Genomic DNA, 16,148 nt, shown 5'->3' on the forward strand with positions numbered 1-16,148 from the left:
CGTCCCTACTTAATATCTTCGTCTCATTTGGTTTTTCAACTGGTATTACAATGCCGATTTATAAATAAAATACGGGAAATTTTTGTAGGGTGGGCACTCACAAATATCTGATTTGCAACTTCATTATGAAGGTTGCCCAGCCTACTATTTACCCAAAATCTCTGTAATACCAACGCTCTAAACCTGAAAGATTTACTATCAGGCTATAGCTAATCCATCTTTGATGATGTTGTGAACAAATCATCAACAAGTTCAAAGTCAAAAGTCAAAACTGTGAAGTACGCACCACCTAACTATTAGTTAGAGTCGGGTACTTTTTACCTAAATTTCCTTAATTTCTCGCTCTTGACTCTTGACCCTTGACTATTGATTTATGAAGCAGACTCTCTAGCTGAAGATGAACCTAGCTTGTGATTAACTGGGGAAGCATCACGACGGCCTGCGCGCAATTTTGGCTTGGGAGTAGAACGTCTTTCGTCTTCGCCAATGTTATCTGATTTGCTCCAATTGGAACGGGAACGATCGCCTGAACCATCACGACGCTGTTTTACCAACTTGGGTTTAGGAGTCGGGAGATTGTCTTCTTGGGGAATTTCAATGTCTGAACTTAACCAAGCTGGACGAGTTTGATCGTAAGCAATTTGCAATGCTGCAGCTGCGATCGCTTGAGCATCGTATTTTTCGATCAGTTCGCTGACTATGGGCAAGAATGAAGCTAAACGTTCGCCAGCTAATGCTTCTCTAACTTGCTCTTGTAATTTATTGATGTGCCGCGCTTCAATTTGGGCCCTGGTGGGGATTGAAAGCAATTGCCAACTTTGACGGTTATGGCGTTCAAAGACTTGCTGCTTGCGGCGCTCAAATGGTTGTACTAGTGAAATGGCTGTTCCTTCTTTACCAGCACGACCAGTACGACCAATACGGTGGACGTAGGTTTCTACGCTATCGGGTAAGTCGTAGTTGATCACATGAGACAGTTGATCTACATCTAACCCCCGAGCCGCAATATCGGTTGCTACTACCCAGCGGACTTGGCGATTGCGGAAGCGGCTGAGTAAGCGTTCTCTGGCTTGTTGAGATAAATCACCGTGGTATTCATCAACACTATGACCGGCTGCTTGCAGCTGACTGGTGAGTTCGGCTGCGGTGCGTCTGGTACGGACAAATATCAATGCTGATTCTGGATCTTCCATTTCCAGAATTGGCTGTAAAGCTTTGGCTTTTGTCCAGTGGCGAGGAATCAGGTAAGCTACTTGATTAATTTTGGTGGGAGCAGCTTTTGGCTGTTCAACGGTAACTGTCGCAGGCGATCGCAAAAATTTGTTGACCAATTGCCGAATTGATGGTGGCATGGTAGCTGAGAATAGCGCTGTTTGCCGTTCTTCTGGCGCTTGGGACAAGATTTTAATTACATCATCGATAAAGCCCATGCTCAACATTTCATCGGCTTCATCCAACACAAACCACTTCACTTGATCGAGCTTCAAACAACCGCGATCTAGCAAATCAATTACCCGTCCGGGAGTACCCACAACCATGTGGACACCACGTCGCAGTTGTAGAATTTGGCGATCAATTGATTGACCACCGTAGATTGCTAATACCCGCAATCCTTCATCACCAATAAATTGGGTAATCGCATCGTGAACTTGCATGGCTAATTCACGAGTTGGTGTTAATACCAGCGCTTGCACGGCTCTTTGAGTCACATCTAGCCGTTCTAGTATTGGCAATGAAAAAGCTGCGGTTTTACCAGTTCCGGTTTGAGATTGTCCAACCACATCGCGTCCAGCTAGCAGTTGGGGAATTGCTTGAGTTTGAATATTGGTTGGTGTGGTGAAACCAATTTTTTCTAGTTGTTCAACACGTTCTTGTGAAATGCCTAGTTCTTGAAACGAAAGATTCATTAACTCTCCTAGATTTTATTTTTGATTTTTGGGGATTTAGTCATTGGTCTTTAGTTATTGACAAATGACAAATGACAAATTAGTTATTGACAATTTGACCGTAGAGGTCGTATGTATCCGCACTTTGGATCTCTACTGGCACGATTGTTCCTAACTTCGCTTGGCCAACGACATAGACCTGTCCATCAATCTCTGGGGCAAATCGCCCAGAACGACCAATTAATTCTCCTGTTTCCGGATTTTCTTGCTCAATCAGGACATCAACAATTTTGCCTACTTCCTGTTGATTCTTCTGCCAAGCAATCGGCTGTTGGAGTTCCATGAGGCGGTTTCGGCGATCGTCCATCACTTCTTGAGGTAACTGATTTGGCAGCTTGTAGGCTGGGGTTTCTTCTTCGGGAGAAAAAGTAAACACGCCTACGTGGTCAAATTCATGTCGCTGGACAAACTGAAGTAAATGCTCAAAATGCTCTTCTGTCTCTCCAGGGAAACCAACAATAAATGTTGTCCTTAGTACCGCTGATGGTAGCTCTTTTTTAATGCGTTCAATAATCCCATCGTTGACTCGCCCTTGCCAGGGACGGTTCATGGCGCGGAGAATGTCAGGATGAGAATGTTGTAAAGGCAAATCTAAGTAAGGTAAAACATTTGGTGTTTCTTGGATCGCTGCTATGACATCTGGTGTCAACCCCGTGGGATAAGCATAATGCATTCTGATCCACGGTACATCTACTTCTCCCAAGGCGCGCAATAATTCGGCTAACTTGGGCTTGCCGTAAATATCCAAACCATAATTAGTAGTGATTTGGGAAATCAGAATAATTTCTTGTACCCCTTGACTAGCTAATTGCTGGGCTTCAGCAACAATGGATTCAATCGTCCGCGATCGCTGGTTTCCTCTCAAAAAAGGAATAATACAAAACGCACAACGATAATCACATCCTTCGGCCACTCGCAGATAAGCTACGCCTTCGGTTGTAGTGCGGTAGCGCGGTGTAGTTTCATCGGCAATATAGGTTGGTTCAATACTAACCTGCTTTACCCGTTCTCCTTGTTCTACCCGCTCAATTACATTTACAATTTTGTGATAATCGCCTGTACCTACTACGGCCACGGCTTCTGGTAACTCTTCCAATAATTGTTCTTGGAAGTGCTGGGCCATACAGCCTGTGATTACGATTTTTTTGTTCGCCTCTGCCAACTCTACCAAAGTTTTAACAGATTCTGCTCGGGCTGCTTCAATAAAACTACAGGTATTGACAATAACGTAATCTGCTAATTCTTCATTACTATCTACGCCATAGCCTGCTTTGACCAGCAGCCCTAGCATATGTTCTGTATCAACTCTATTTTTCTCGCAGCCTAGGTGAGAAATTGCAATTGTTGGCTTGTCACCCATATTTTGAAAAAATTTTCACTTTTTTTCTTGTCTTCAAACACAGTCGAGCGTTTGCGGCGCTCTTGTTTTTTCTGCACCCCGAAGTGACAGTACTAAAGTGGAAGGTTAGCATTGCCTGTCCCCGTCTGCAAACCTATGACCCGTACCAATGTTTAGGTCATGTTATGATGCTTTTATTAATCTGTTTTCCCAGGGTAATACTCAGTGTCTTAGATTCCTTTGACACTTGTTATGTTTTTTAACAATTCGCCTATTGGTATTTTACATTACCGTGGCGCGTGCGTTGTTAATTTACCCATCGGGAAGCCGCCCAAAGGGCTGGTTGTGAGAAGTCGCTACCCTCAGGGAAATCGCGTTCGCTCGCGACTACGCCTAATCAAGCTGTAATGCTACCCTTCAGATCAGGCTTTGCCTACGAAGTCCGCAGGTGATAGACCTAAACCGTGGGAAGCTGCCTCGCGTCTTGTGAGTTGCAAACTCCTCTTGTAGTCAGGTTTTATCTTAACATATCTTATGGAAGGTTTTACGCTAATTTCCATCCTAGGGAGGAGGCGGGAAACCGTCCATAATCAAATCAATTATTCATTAGTCATTTAGTCATTAGTCATGGTCAAACAATTCTAGACTCTAGACTGATGTACTGTGGACTCCGCGAAGCGGTTAAAGACGTGGACTTAGATCAGCTATTTAAAACTCGAACACCAATTATTGGCGTGGTTCACCTATTACCACTGCCGACCTCGCCCCGCTGGGGAGGTAACCTCAAAACCGTGATTGACCGGGCCGAACAAGAAGCCACAGCCCTAGCAAGTGGTGGGGTGGACGGGATTATTGTCGAAAACTTTTTTGATGCGCCCTTTACCAAAAATCAGGTCGATCCGGCGGTCGTGAGTGCCATGACTGTAGTGGTGCAGCAAATACAGAATTTAGTGACATTGCCGATTGGTTTAAATGTGTTGCGGAACGATGCGAAAAGTGCAATTGCGATCGCCAGTTGTGTGCGGGCGCAATTTATTCGCGTCAATGTTCTTACTGGAGTGATGGCAACCGACCAAGGATTAATTGAGGGAGAAGCCCATCAATTACTCCGCTATCGGCGAGAGTTAGGCAGTGATGTTAAAATTCTGGCCGATGTATTGGTGAAACACGCTCGCCCTTTAAGTTCTCCCAATCTCACGGTTGCTGTCAAAGACACAATTGAAAGGGGTTTGGCTGATGCAGTGATTTTGTCAGGTTGGGCTACTGGTAGCCCGCCTAACATCGAAGATTTGGAACTAGCTTGTGGTGCTGCTAATGGCACGCCAGTCTTTATTGGCAGTGGGGCGAATTGGGAAAACATTGCTACACTAATGCAGGCCGCAGATGGTGTCATCGTTTCCAGTTCCCTAAAACGTCACGGTAGAATCGACCAACCAATTGACCCGATACGTGTCAGTCAATTTGTAGAAGCCGCACACCGGAGTTGGAACTCTAAGGGTGAAACTAAATCAGTTTCCTCAGTAACTATTCGTTCCTAAGGACTGGAGACTAGGGATTAGGGACTGGGGACTAGGAATTAGGGACTAGGGACTAGGGAAAGCAGGAGCAGGGAAAAGAGGAGAAGGGGAAGCAACCAATCCTCATGAACCCAGTACCCAATCCCCAGTACCCAATCCCCAATCCTCAGTACCCAATCCCTAAACCCAACCCCCAACCCCAACCCCCAATCAAGTTTATGATTCGTCGTCGTTCTACTCCTTGGATTCATAAATGGTCGCGTCCGTTGATTGCCGCGATCGCTGGACTTGGTGTCCTGGTTACAGGTTATTTAACTTACGAGAAATTAACCGGAGGTAGTGCAGCTTGTCCTGCCCAACAAGCTGGTTTTAAAGGCTGTGGAGATGTGCTTTCTAGCCCTTGGGCAACGGTTTTTGGTCAGCCATTAGCCTTATTTGGGTTATTAGCTTATATCAGTATGTTGATATTGGCTTTGGCTCCTTTAGCATTGAAACAGGGAGATAATAACCGCAAGCAAATAGAAAATTGGACTTGGTGGCTGCTGTTAGTAGGCGCGATCGCTATGTCCGTTTTCAGCGGCTACTTGATGTATGTACTAGCATCTCAAATCAAAGCCGTGTGTCCTTATTGCATAGGCTCGGCTATTTTCTCTATGAGTATGTTAGTACTCACTATTCTGGGTCGAGCTTGGGAAGATGTTGGACAAATCCTCTTCACTGCCCTAATTGTCGGCATGGTGACACTGATTGGCACATTGGGAGTATACTCAGGTGTCAATCCATCAGCTAATACAGCTACTTCTACCCCTGGACAACCACAGAAAATTCTGCCGTTCTCACCAACAGTAGATCCTAACCCAGAGTTCGGTTGGAAAATTACTACTACCTCTGGTGAAGCAGAAATTGGTCTAGCCAATCATCTGGCGAAAATAGGAGCGAAGGAATATGTGGCTTTTTGGTGTCCGCACTGCCACGAACAGAAGTTACTCTTTGGTCAAGAAGCTTACAAAATTATTGATAGCAGCGGCGTTAAAGTAGAATGCGCTCCTGGTGGGCTAAAAGCTCAACCAGATTCATGTAAAGCTGCCAAAATAGAAGGTTTCCCCACATGGATTATTAACGGGAAAAGCTATAGCGGAGTACAAAACTTAGAGGAACTAGCCAAAGTTTCTAATTATACAGGCGCTCGTAACTTCAAATATTTCAGATAGGTAGCTAGAATTAGCTTTTTCAGGAAAAAATTAGCTATTTATTGTCAGTCAACTGGTTGCATAAAGCACATTCCGGTTGACTTTTTTATTGAAAGTGACAGGAAACTCAATACTTGTCGGTTAAGGGCAAAAGGGGAAGGAGAAAAGGGGCAAGAAAAAACCTTTAACCCTTCCCTTTCACCTTTTCCCCAAACTAAATTCCGAGTTAAAAATCCTTAACCGAGCAGTATTGATAGAAAACTCCATCTTCTTGTGGATGGTGAGAACTTACCAATACCTTCTACGCTATGTCCAAAAATAAGAAATTGGAGTTTTTATTTGTGACTTTTAATACATCTATAAAAAAGTAGGGATGTACAAACTTTAAGGCTGCTAAAAATGATTTATATATTGCAAAATTTTTATTCTTAGTATAAATAATGTTCAATCAAAATATTCTAGTACATATAAATTCTGATTTTTCGTAAATTAAGACAATAAATATACCATTAGACATAGAAGCAATTTATACGAATCTATCTAATGGTGGTTTGCCAACATTGAGTAATTAGATACAATTTTTTTCTACCATAACTCTACAGGTAGTTATCATCAACCCAAAAATCAATGTTATCTAATAACTAGATATTCAGTAAAATTACGCAAAGTATTGTTAATTTACAGCAGTTAAAAAAACTTTAAACCGCAATTATGCAAATATATAAGATTCGGCTTTGACTGCTAAAATCTTCTATAAACATACTTCTGTAATTAGGCAACAATATTTAGACTGAATTTGTGATATGGGGCGCGACAGTTCAAGTTACCATTTCATTGCATGATGAGTGGTTATGTATAGAAATAGATCTCAACTACCCAAGCTAGTCTTGAGGAATTTAACAGATGCGATCGCATTTCTATTCAATCAACATCTCATGAGCTAATTTCGCCTTGTAGTTGATAGAGATTGCAAATCAAGAATATTTCTCCCCACTAGGTAATGGGAATGAGTAAGCAGGTAAGCAAGCATCTTGTGCGGTTTATATCAGGACTAAAAAAACCGCTTAGTCAAGGAAAAAGGGAATTAATTACCGCTTCCAGCGTTGCAGTCTGCATCTTGCTTATACGCTCTTTAGGATTACTGCAATTCTTAGAGTTAGGTGCTCTGGATCAATTATTTCATCTTCGCCCACAAGATCTACCAGAAGAGCGTATAACTATTGTAGCGATTGATGAGGCTTCCTTACGCCAAGTTGGTTCCTGGCCAATTCCAGATGGCGTAATTGCCGAATTATTGCAAAAATTAAATAGGTTTAAGCCCCGTGCTATTGGCTTGGATATCTACCGGGATTTACCTGTGGAACCGGGATATCAAAAATTGGTAAAAACATATAAGTTAATGCCAAACGTGATCGGCATTGAACAACTAGCTAATAATAAAAATGCCAGTGTTTTACCACCACCAGTACTCAATGAACTTGACCAAGTGGGTTTTAATAATGTTTTATATGACCCCGATGGCAAAATACGTCGCAGCTTATTGTATTGGCACATTGATAATCAGGCGCACGAAAGTTTTGGTTTAAAGCTGGCTTTACTTTATTTAAAATCGGAAGGTATAAATCCTAAAAACGCCAGTAGTAACTCTGAGTATTTACAGTTAGGTAAAGCTGTTTTTACGAGATTTCAGGCTAATGATGGAGCCTATGTACGAGCTGATGCTAGAGGCTACCAAATTTTGTCTAACTTTCCCAAACCCCTGTGTGCGGATGCATCAAAATCTTGTAGTTACCGCCAAGTATCGATGCGGGATGTGCTAACAGGAAAAGTAGACAAAAGCTGGATTAGCGATCGCGTTGTGTTAATTGGTTCTACTGCACCCAGCCTGCAAGATTTTGTGTTTGTCCCCCACTCGCGCAAGCCGATCGCGGGAATTGAACTGCAAGCCTATTTGATTAATGAGTTAATAGCTGCTGCTGTAGAAGGACGACCATTATTGCAAGTTTGGTCAAAGGTATGGGAATACTTGTGGATTTTTGGCTGGTCTTATTTAGGTGCAGTCACAGCATGGCGAATTCGACACCCCATTAAGATATCCATCAGTATTTTACTTTTTTGCTTGTTGTTAGCTCTGTCTGTCTATGTAGCTTTTTTATTTGGTTGGTGGATACCTTTTATTCCCCCATTGCTGACATTTGCTAGCGCCGCTATTGGGGTTACCTGTTATTTTGCCTATATGCAAGAAGAGTTTAAACGCTCTAAAGAATTTTTATATCAAGTCATTAATACAATTCCTGACCCGATTTTTGTCAAAAATCAACAGCATCAGTGGATTGTGTTAAATGAGGCTTATTGCGAACTGATTGGTTATCCCTATAACTTATTACTGGAAAAGTCAGACTATGACTTTTTTCCCCAGCATCAAGCTGATGTATTTCGCCGCAGAGATGAGATGGTTTTTCAGACACATCAGCCTCATGAAAGCGAAGAACAATTTACTGATGCTTATGGGTCAACTCATCTGATTGCGACGAAGCGATCGCTCCATAAAGATGCGGCTGGTAATTGCTTTTTAGTTGGGGTGATCCACGATATTACAGAACGCAAGCTGATGGAAGAAAAACTTAAACGCAAAGCAGCGCAACTATATAAATCTAATAATGAATTAAAACGCAAAGAAGACCATCTGCGTTATTTGGCATATCACGATCCTCTGACTGGTTTGTCTAATCGCAAATTCTTCAATGAAAAACTGCAAGAATCTTTGGCTTGGGCACAGAGTAATCATTTATTACTAGGCTTACTGTTTATTGACCTGGATGGGTTTAAAAGGGTGAATGATACTCTAGGTCATGAGATAGGCGATCGCTTATTGGTGACTGTCTCTCAAAGGCTCAGTAATTGTTTGCGGGGTAGCGATACAGTCTCTCGCTTGGGTGGTGATGAATTTACAGTGATTTTACGCGCAATTCCGCAAGTGCAAGTCGCATCTAAAGTAGCTGAAAAAATTCTCAGTACAATTAAAGAGCCAATAGTTTTAGATGGATATACTACCAACGTCTCTGCTAGTATTGGTATAAGTATTTACCCTATTAATAGTAACGATAGTGAAACCTTAATTAAACAAGCAGACAGCGCTATGTACCGCGCTAAACACCTAGGTAAAAATCGTTATGAATTTGCTGGATAATTGATATATATGCGGTTAAGCACTTTTCAGCGCAGCAAAAACTATAGGACTCCTATTCGGTTTTTGAAATTTACGTAGTACTTTACGCTAACGCACCTCTAGAAGCGCTTTTTGTGCGTTACGGCTCACGCCTAACAGACGCTACATGGGACTAATTAGTATATTTATTAATATTAAAAGTTATAATTTTACATATAAATGTACCTAATTTTTCCTAGGAAATTTTATATTGCATTAGTTTTTAGCTACAAATAAAAATTTAGCGATAATTTATTTTTTCTTGCTCAATTGCAGAACTATAAATTTTTGCTTTACAAATCTTAACCACACTTTTTATTTTATCATAGCTGTGGCTATCCCATTCCTAGGATAGAAGTTTTTTATCTCTTTTAGTGGTTAGGTTATTGTTAACGATTCAATATTCAGCTTTATGATAGGTATTTTAAGAAATGATTCAATAAACTGACCTGCCTCAAGAGATAGATACCAAGAGTAGCACCTCTTGAAATGATCATTCTTGATAAAGTCATACGAAATATTAAATTAACCGTTTTTATTATTGGCAGTTTCAGAAAACCAATATCTTGACAGATAGGATTTTTTGGTTAACCTCTGCAAGCTGATAGGGAGAATTTCAGGTGAACATAGAATTATTTTTCCAACGCACAGAAGCATTGCACAAGCGGTTAGCAGATTTATATCAAACGGCTACTGTCTTGCCTTGGGTACCACAAGATATGCTACCCCAAGCCTTTGAAGAACTGCATAGCACCTCCAGAACGGTACAGTTAGCAGTAGAGGAACTATATCAACAAAACGAGGAGCTGATACAAACACAAAATTTTTTAGAAGCAGAACGCCAACGCTACCAAGATTTATTCGAGTTAGCACCAGATGCCTATATAGTGACGAATACAGAAGGCAGAATCTACGAAGCCAACTCAATGGCTGCTCAGTTATTTAATGTTTCCAAAAATTTTTTAGTAGGTAAGCCACTGGTGAACTTCGTTCCTCTCGAAGAACGTCAGCAGATTCGTACCGAACTCAATAGATTAGTTCAATCAGATAGAACCAAAGAGTTACTAGTACGTTTGCAGCAGCGTCATGGTAAAACTCTCAATGCGGCTTTAACTGTAGCAGTTGTCCGAAATCAAGATGGTAAAGTCGTATCTTTCCACTGGTTAATACGCAATATCACTGAGCGCCAACAATGGCAATCATCAGAAGACAATAGCATTAATAATATTCTTGAGAATCGGCAATTGTCTAAATATTCTAAAGGAGAGAATATAACACTCAACCCGCTAGAAATTTTCTATGTGAATCAGGGTTGGGTGAAACTTAGTACTTTTTGCGAAACTGGTGAAGAAATCCTCATAGGATTAGCTGGGCCTGGGATGGTTTTTGGCTCTAGTATGACATCTTTAAATATTTACCAAGCGATCGCTCTATCTAATGTTGAATTAATTTCAATATACACAACAGAGATACCAGCTTCTTCTACTCTCAGTTCCACGATTGTACCAAAAATTAATCAACGCCTACAGCAGACAGAATCCTTTTTAGCTATTTCTGGAAGGAGGCAAGTGCAAGAACGCTTGCGTTATCTTTTGGAATTTCTCAAACAAGAAATTGGCGAACCTATTACACAAGGAATTCGTCTGCAAGTTCGGTTGACGCATGAAGATATTGCTAGTGCTTGCTGCGCTAACCGAGTCACAATTACAAGATTGATGAGTAAATTACGCAAAGAAGGTATCATTAGCTTTGATACCAAGAAACACATCATCTTAAAAGATTTCAATTAAACTGCAATAGTCGACAGCCAAGGCTCAATAATGGCAAATATGGAGCGATCCGATCGCTGATCTTTGGCACACAAAACTTTGTGTTTACAACTGCAATATCCCACATCCACAGGAAACTGCACCCCTATTAATTCCCTAGAATTGTTTGCAAACCTTGAACTAATCTCTCCATCCCTACTTTTACCGTCTCTTGTTGCAGCGCACCGTAAGCAACACGCAGATAGCATCCATCTTCCATGCCAAAGGTTGTACCAGGAATTACTGCTACTTGATGTTCCTGTATGAGTCTTTTGACTAACTCAAAAGCATTCATTTGGGTATGAACTTTCAAGAAGAAATAAAAAGCACCATCCGCAGGGGTAATGGTACAGAGGTCTTGTAGATGATTGAGCGATTCCAAAACTACTTCCCTGACTTGAGAAATTGCACCAATATTTTCTTTTAAATACTCTTCTTTAGCTTGCAATGCACCTAACGCCGCATACTGAGAAATTACTGGCGCACAAATCAAGATAGTATCTTGGACTTTTTTCACCGGAACTAGCAGATGTTGGGGAATCACCATATAACCGATGCGCCAACTAGCAAAACCGTAGGCTTTGGAAAGGCTATACAAAGAAATGGTGTAATCGCTACTATTGGCAAAGGCAGCCGGAGAAATATGTTTTACGCCATTATAGGTAAAGTATTCGTAGGCTTCATCGCTAATATGATAAATCCCGTTATTGCCACATAATTGATTAACTTGCCGCAATGCTGCTTCTGAATACACTACCCCTGTAGGATTATTAGGGGAAATGGTGACGACTGCTCTGGTTTTAGGTGTAATTGCTTGGGCGATCGCATCTGGACGGAGTTGGTAATTTTCATCGGTATCTACTAACACCGGACGACAACCCGCCATTGCGATCGCCATTTCATGATTGAAATAGTAGGGTTTATTGAGAATAATCTCATCACCAGGGCTAGTAATCGCTAGAATGGCGTTCATAAACCCCATGTTGCTGCCTGCGGTGACAACTATGCAGTTATTTTGATTTATTTCAATGCCATTAAAGGCTTGTAATTTTGCTGCTAATGCTGTTAATAATGGCGGAATTCCCTCAACTGCTTTGTATAAATTATTCGTTGGTTCTGCCAAGAATTTGGCTAAAAACTCTTGTGCTTGTGGTGGTGGATTGTAGGAAACCACACCTTGTCCTAAAGAAATTGTTCCCGGCGAATTTGTAATCAATTCCCCAACCACAGGAATGATTGGCGTTTGCACCGCCTGCATACGAGATGTTAGGGATTCCATATCAAATTAAGCTGAAAGGGGCGGAGGAAAGCGGATATCGGCATTAAATTGCTCAACATTGGCGCTGCGATGAATCGGTAACACATATTCTAAATTTTCATGGGGACGGGGAATGATGTGATGCGAAAGCACTTCACCACCATTCACTCGTCCTACAGCTTCTAATCCTGCACCTACTGCAACATTTACCTCGCCCACTTCCCCCCGAATCAGCACCGTAATCCGCCCCAAATCAGTATTTTCATACCCTACCAGGGTGATACGCGCCGCCTTACACATCGCATCCCCAGCTTCCACTGCTGCGGGTACGCCATAAACTTCAATCATGCCGAGTGATAGTGTCATAGGTTAGGGAATGGGGAATGGGGACTGGGGAATGGGTAATTGGTAATTGGTAATTGGTAATGATCATTTCTCCCTCATTTCCCTCATCCCCCTCATCTCCCTCATCTCCTCTATCAAGTACTTGCCATACTCAGCTGCGACTCTTGACGCGCACGCTTACCTGTAATCACCATTTTGACACCATTCGCAGGCGCGAGGGTAAGACCTCGACGGCGAGCTACTTCTGGTTTATTATCAGCTAAAGCGAGTTGATAGCGCGAAAGAATTGTTGCCAATACTATTTTCATTTCAAATACGGCTAAAGCCTCACCTAAACAGCGACGGACACCGCCACCAAAGGGTATAAATTCATAGGGGGAAAATTGACGTTCGAGAAATCTTTCTGGCTTAAATTGCTGATGTTCTGGATACAAATCCTCTCGTTGATGGGTGAGAAACATACAGCCAACAACTACTGTATTTGGTTGTAGAGAATATCCTATGAGTTCCACAGGTTCTTGTACTACTCTGGGAAATGTTAACATCGCCACTGGACGAATCCGCAAAGTTTCATTACAAACAGCGGTAAGATACGGCAGTCTGAAAATGCTCATAGGGTCAGGATCATCACCCAAATTGTCTATTTCTTGTAATAATTTGGCGCGGACTTCTGGTGTTTGGTGTATCCAATATAATCCCCAAGCCATAGCTGTTGCGGTCGTTTCGTATCCAGCAACTAACAGAGTAATCAACTCATCTCTCAACTCTTTATCAGTCATCTGATTACCCGCTTCATCTGTTGCGGACATCAATAAAGAGAGAATATCTATGCGTTCAGGATCTGCTTTCTGGCGACGTTCCGCAATTTCTGCATAGAGTAATTGATCGAGTTTCTGCTGATCTCGGAGAAATTTTCCCCAGGGACTCCAAGCACCTAAATCTTTTTGTAAAGCAGGGAAAAAGAGAAAGCTAGAAGTTAAAGGAGAGCGAAACAGATCCCCCATCAACTTTAATTGTTGCTTCAGTTGTTCGCAACGTTCTCCCTCATAAACACCAAACACTGTTTGTAAAATGACTTGCAGAGAAATCTCTTGGGTAGTGTTACGAGCCGAAAATATCTGATTAGTTGGTAATTGATTAAGTAATTTTTCAGTCAAATCACGTATTAGCTGACCGTATGCTCGCATCCGATCGCCATGAAAGGAAGGCATGACTAATTGTCGCCGCTTTCTGTGGCGATCGCCATCTAGCATGACGATTGAATAGTCTCCTAATAAGGGCTGTAAAAGTTTATTTTCTTTACCAACTGCTAAAAACTTCTTGCGGTCGTTAGTTAATAATTCTTGTAAACCCTGGGGATGATTCACAAAGACTATGTTGTTACCAAAACCAATTATACGGGCAGTGAACAGATCAGGATATTGTTGGGCTGCACTTTCCATATATCCTACAGGATCAGCCACCCATTGGATTCTTTGAAGAAAAGGAGGATTTTTCAGCTGATTGGGTAGTTGCATATCAAAAAAAGTGAATTCATGCCTGTGCTAAATATGCAGTGTAACTTTTTATCCGAACCTTGACAAAATAATCTCCGATTCGGAATTTGTAATTAAGTAGCACGACTCATGAATACAATAAAACACATATATAGAACTTATATTTGATTTTTGAAATTACGCACGTCGTAGGATGCGTTACTAACGCATCTATTTTCTTTCAATTAACTACGCTTTTGGGTCAGCATATATCTATAGATAGCTGCGATATTTCGCGCATCGTCAATACCGCGATGGTGTGTACCCTTCAGTTCCATTCCTAGATATTCAAGAGCCTGCGCCATGCCAAATCTTTTAGATACACCAAGATATTTGGAAAATTCCTCTTTAATATTTATATGTTCTGCACTAAAAGGATAAGGAAGATGATGATATTTACAGTCTTGAATAAACTGACTTTTATCGTAATTCCCCCAAGAACAAAAAATATTATTAGGAAATGAACTCGTCCATTCTTTGAGATTGGCGATCGCCTCGATAAATTTAGGCGCTGTCTCAATATCTTGTTGCTGTATACTAGTTAAATTTGTGCAGAAAGGTGTTAATTGCGGATTTCTCACAGGTTGGATAAACTGTTGAAACTCTGAGTCAATTTCCCAAGTATTACCATTGAGCATCACTGCACCAATTTCGATGATCTCCATTTCTTGACGTGGAACAGTCCCGCGATCGCAGCAAGTAGCTTCTAAATCGATGATCAGATAATAGGAATGATTTTGATTGTTCATTTTAATAAGTAAAAATATCTAATTTAGTTTTTTGACCAATTGCCTATATAGTCTTATATACAGCCTGATAATACATATACTACATAGTGTAATGTATGAAATCAGGACTCTGCAAGCAAAACGAGGCATTAATTTGAGGAAAAAGGTTTCAGCCAACCAAGTTTTATAGCAGCATCGAGTGCGATCGCTGCGATCGCAAACCACAATATACTCTCCAGAGCTAGGACAAGATAAGGTAAGAGAGAAACTGTAATATTCCCACCGACTTCTATTTGAGTTAATCCTCTGACTAAACCAAAAGCAAACACACCGCCTGTGTTTAAGTGAGGGTTGTTATCTTTACGGATGATATAGCGGTAAGTAACACCAAATAGTAAGCCAGAGAAGCAAGCGATCGCACCACTCAGCAAAAAATGTAAAGTTAGCGGCTCAATTCCCACAGTTGCGAATAGGGAAAAATACTTTGCCAGCACTAAAGTATTCACCAGACTAGTGGCAATAAAAGCCAAAACCAGCGCTAAACCGCCAATTATTCCTGCTTTCAACGATTCTAGGCGTTCCGCCATCAATTGAGCATCTAAAATTCTATTCACAATTGTCCAACGCTTCCTTACAAATCAACCAATAATACCAATTCGTAATTCGTAATTCGTAATTCGTAATGAAGAAAGCCAGATTTCCCCAATCCCCAATCCCCATTCCCCATTGCCCCTTTCCCATTGCCCCATTCCCCATTGCCCCTTTCCCAGTATGATGAATAGAAGAACTGTTTTGTAATCATTTTAAAAGTGGGACTATGGCGATTTTGACATTGGGATGGGTATCACTGTTGGTTGTATTCACTTGGTCAATTGCAATGGTAGTTTGGGGCCGTAACGGACTATAGAAGCATCGTGGAAAGTCCATTTCTGAGTATTTTGGCATTATTTGCTGTAGTGCTGCTAGTCGCAGTCACCGGAGGCGTTGGTTATTTAACTCTGGCAGATTGGCGCGATCGCCGTCTTCGAGAAAATGAAAAACGCGAAACCAAACGCAGTACTCCCAAGCGGAAGTAATTTCTGCTTGGCATACTACAGCCCAATTTTCTAGAGTCAAAAATTTTGTCTGAGGGGTAGCGATCGCTACCCCTCACTTGTATTAAAATATACTTTATTTATACTATTTTTAATAAATTGGAGTTATTATACCTATATCTAAAGATAGATATGTATAAGTTGTATGTTATTTCACGTATGCCTAAAGATACAAAACTT

13 protein-coding genes are annotated in these 16,148 nt (G+C 41.3%); 6 read left to right on the forward strand and 7 right to left on the reverse strand.

All coding sequences use genetic code 11. From position 1 onward, the window contains the following. Positions 1-371: 371 nt before the first annotated feature. Both AACU25_RS31510 and rimO read right to left on the reverse strand, forming a co-directional pair. The gene (locus AACU25_RS31510; protein ID WP_096582431.1) at positions 372-1,907 is read right to left on the reverse strand and encodes a DEAD/DEAH box helicase; all 1,536 of its coding nucleotides are present in this window, start codon (positions 1,905-1,907) and stop codon (positions 372-374) included. Positions 1,908-1,986: 79 nt separating this feature from the next. After that, positions 1,987-3,306 carry a 30S ribosomal protein S12 methylthiotransferase RimO gene (gene rimO, locus AACU25_RS31515; protein WP_096582433.1) on the reverse strand — a complete coding sequence of 440 codons (1,320 nt, stop codon included), beginning with the start codon at positions 3,304-3,306 and terminating at the stop codon, positions 1,987-1,989. A gap of 668 nt (positions 3,307-3,974) precedes the next feature. Between rimO and btpA the strand changes: the two genes are divergently transcribed. From btpA to AACU25_RS31535, 4 genes are all read left to right on the forward strand, one after another. Further along, positions 3,975-4,823, forward strand: coding sequence for a photosystem I biogenesis protein BtpA (gene btpA, locus AACU25_RS31520; protein WP_045868803.1), 849 nt, complete (start codon positions 3,975-3,977; stop codon positions 4,821-4,823). A 197-nt stretch (positions 4,824-5,020) separates the two neighbouring features. Beyond that, entirely contained in the window at positions 5,021-6,013 is a 993-nt protein-coding gene (locus tag AACU25_RS31525) for a vitamin K epoxide reductase family protein (protein ID WP_096584324.1), read from the forward strand. A gap of 985 nt (positions 6,014-6,998) precedes the next feature. Then, positions 6,999-9,182 carry a CHASE2 domain-containing protein gene (locus tag AACU25_RS31530; protein ID WP_096584327.1) on the forward strand — a complete coding sequence of 728 codons (2,184 nt, stop codon included), beginning with the start codon at positions 6,999-7,001 and terminating at the stop codon, positions 9,180-9,182. Positions 9,183-9,820: 638 nt separating this feature from the next. Beyond that, complete coding sequence (locus tag AACU25_RS31535) at positions 9,821-10,990, forward strand: PAS domain S-box protein (RefSeq protein ID WP_096582435.1); 1,170 nt, start codon at positions 9,821-9,823, stop codon at positions 10,988-10,990. 127 nt (positions 10,991-11,117) lie between these two features. On the opposite strand, the gene AACU25_RS31540 is transcribed toward AACU25_RS31535, so the two are convergent. The 5 genes from AACU25_RS31540 to AACU25_RS31560 all read right to left on the reverse strand — a co-directional run bounded on the left by AACU25_RS31540 (position 11,118) and on the right by AACU25_RS31560 (position 15,488). After that, positions 11,118-12,287: a pyridoxal phosphate-dependent aminotransferase gene (locus tag AACU25_RS31540; RefSeq protein ID WP_096582437.1), complete on the reverse strand. Its 1,170-nt coding sequence runs from the start codon at positions 12,285-12,287 to the stop codon at positions 11,118-11,120. Positions 12,288-12,293: 6 nt separating this feature from the next. After that, the gene (locus tag AACU25_RS31545; RefSeq protein WP_096582439.1) at positions 12,294-12,632 is read right to left on the reverse strand and encodes a carbon dioxide-concentrating mechanism protein CcmK; all 339 of its coding nucleotides are present in this window, start codon (positions 12,630-12,632) and stop codon (positions 12,294-12,296) included. 113 nt (positions 12,633-12,745) lie between these two features. Continuing rightward, a complete protein-coding gene (locus tag AACU25_RS31550; protein ID WP_096582441.1) occupies positions 12,746-14,128 on the reverse strand; it encodes a cytochrome P450 in 1,383 nt (460 codons plus the stop codon). Positions 14,129-14,331: 203 nt separating this feature from the next. Continuing rightward, positions 14,332-14,895: a 3'-5' exonuclease gene (locus tag AACU25_RS31555; protein ID WP_096582443.1), complete on the reverse strand. Its 564-nt coding sequence runs from the start codon at positions 14,893-14,895 to the stop codon at positions 14,332-14,334. Positions 14,896-15,023: 128 nt separating this feature from the next. Next, a complete protein-coding gene (locus tag AACU25_RS31560; RefSeq protein ID WP_321206788.1) occupies positions 15,024-15,488 on the reverse strand; it encodes a hypothetical protein in 465 nt (154 codons plus the stop codon). 203 nt (positions 15,489-15,691) lie between these two features. On the opposite strand from AACU25_RS31560, the gene petN reads away from it, so the two are divergent. Together petN and AACU25_RS31570 are read left to right on the forward strand one after the other, a co-directional pair. Further along, positions 15,692-15,781 (forward strand): cytochrome b6-f complex subunit PetN, encoded by a 90-nt coding sequence (gene petN / locus AACU25_RS31565; protein WP_010998401.1) that lies wholly within the window; start codon positions 15,692-15,694, stop codon positions 15,779-15,781. A 7-nt stretch (positions 15,782-15,788) separates the two neighbouring features. After that, a complete protein-coding gene (locus AACU25_RS31570; RefSeq protein ID WP_096582445.1) occupies positions 15,789-15,950 on the forward strand; it encodes a hypothetical protein in 162 nt (53 codons plus the stop codon). Positions 15,951-16,148: the final 198 nt, after the last annotated feature.

Source organism: Tolypothrix tenuis PCC 7101 (assembly GCF_963874875.1).
Taxonomy (GTDB): domain Bacteria; phylum Cyanobacteriota; class Cyanobacteriia; order Cyanobacteriales; family Nostocaceae; genus Aulosira; species Aulosira tenue.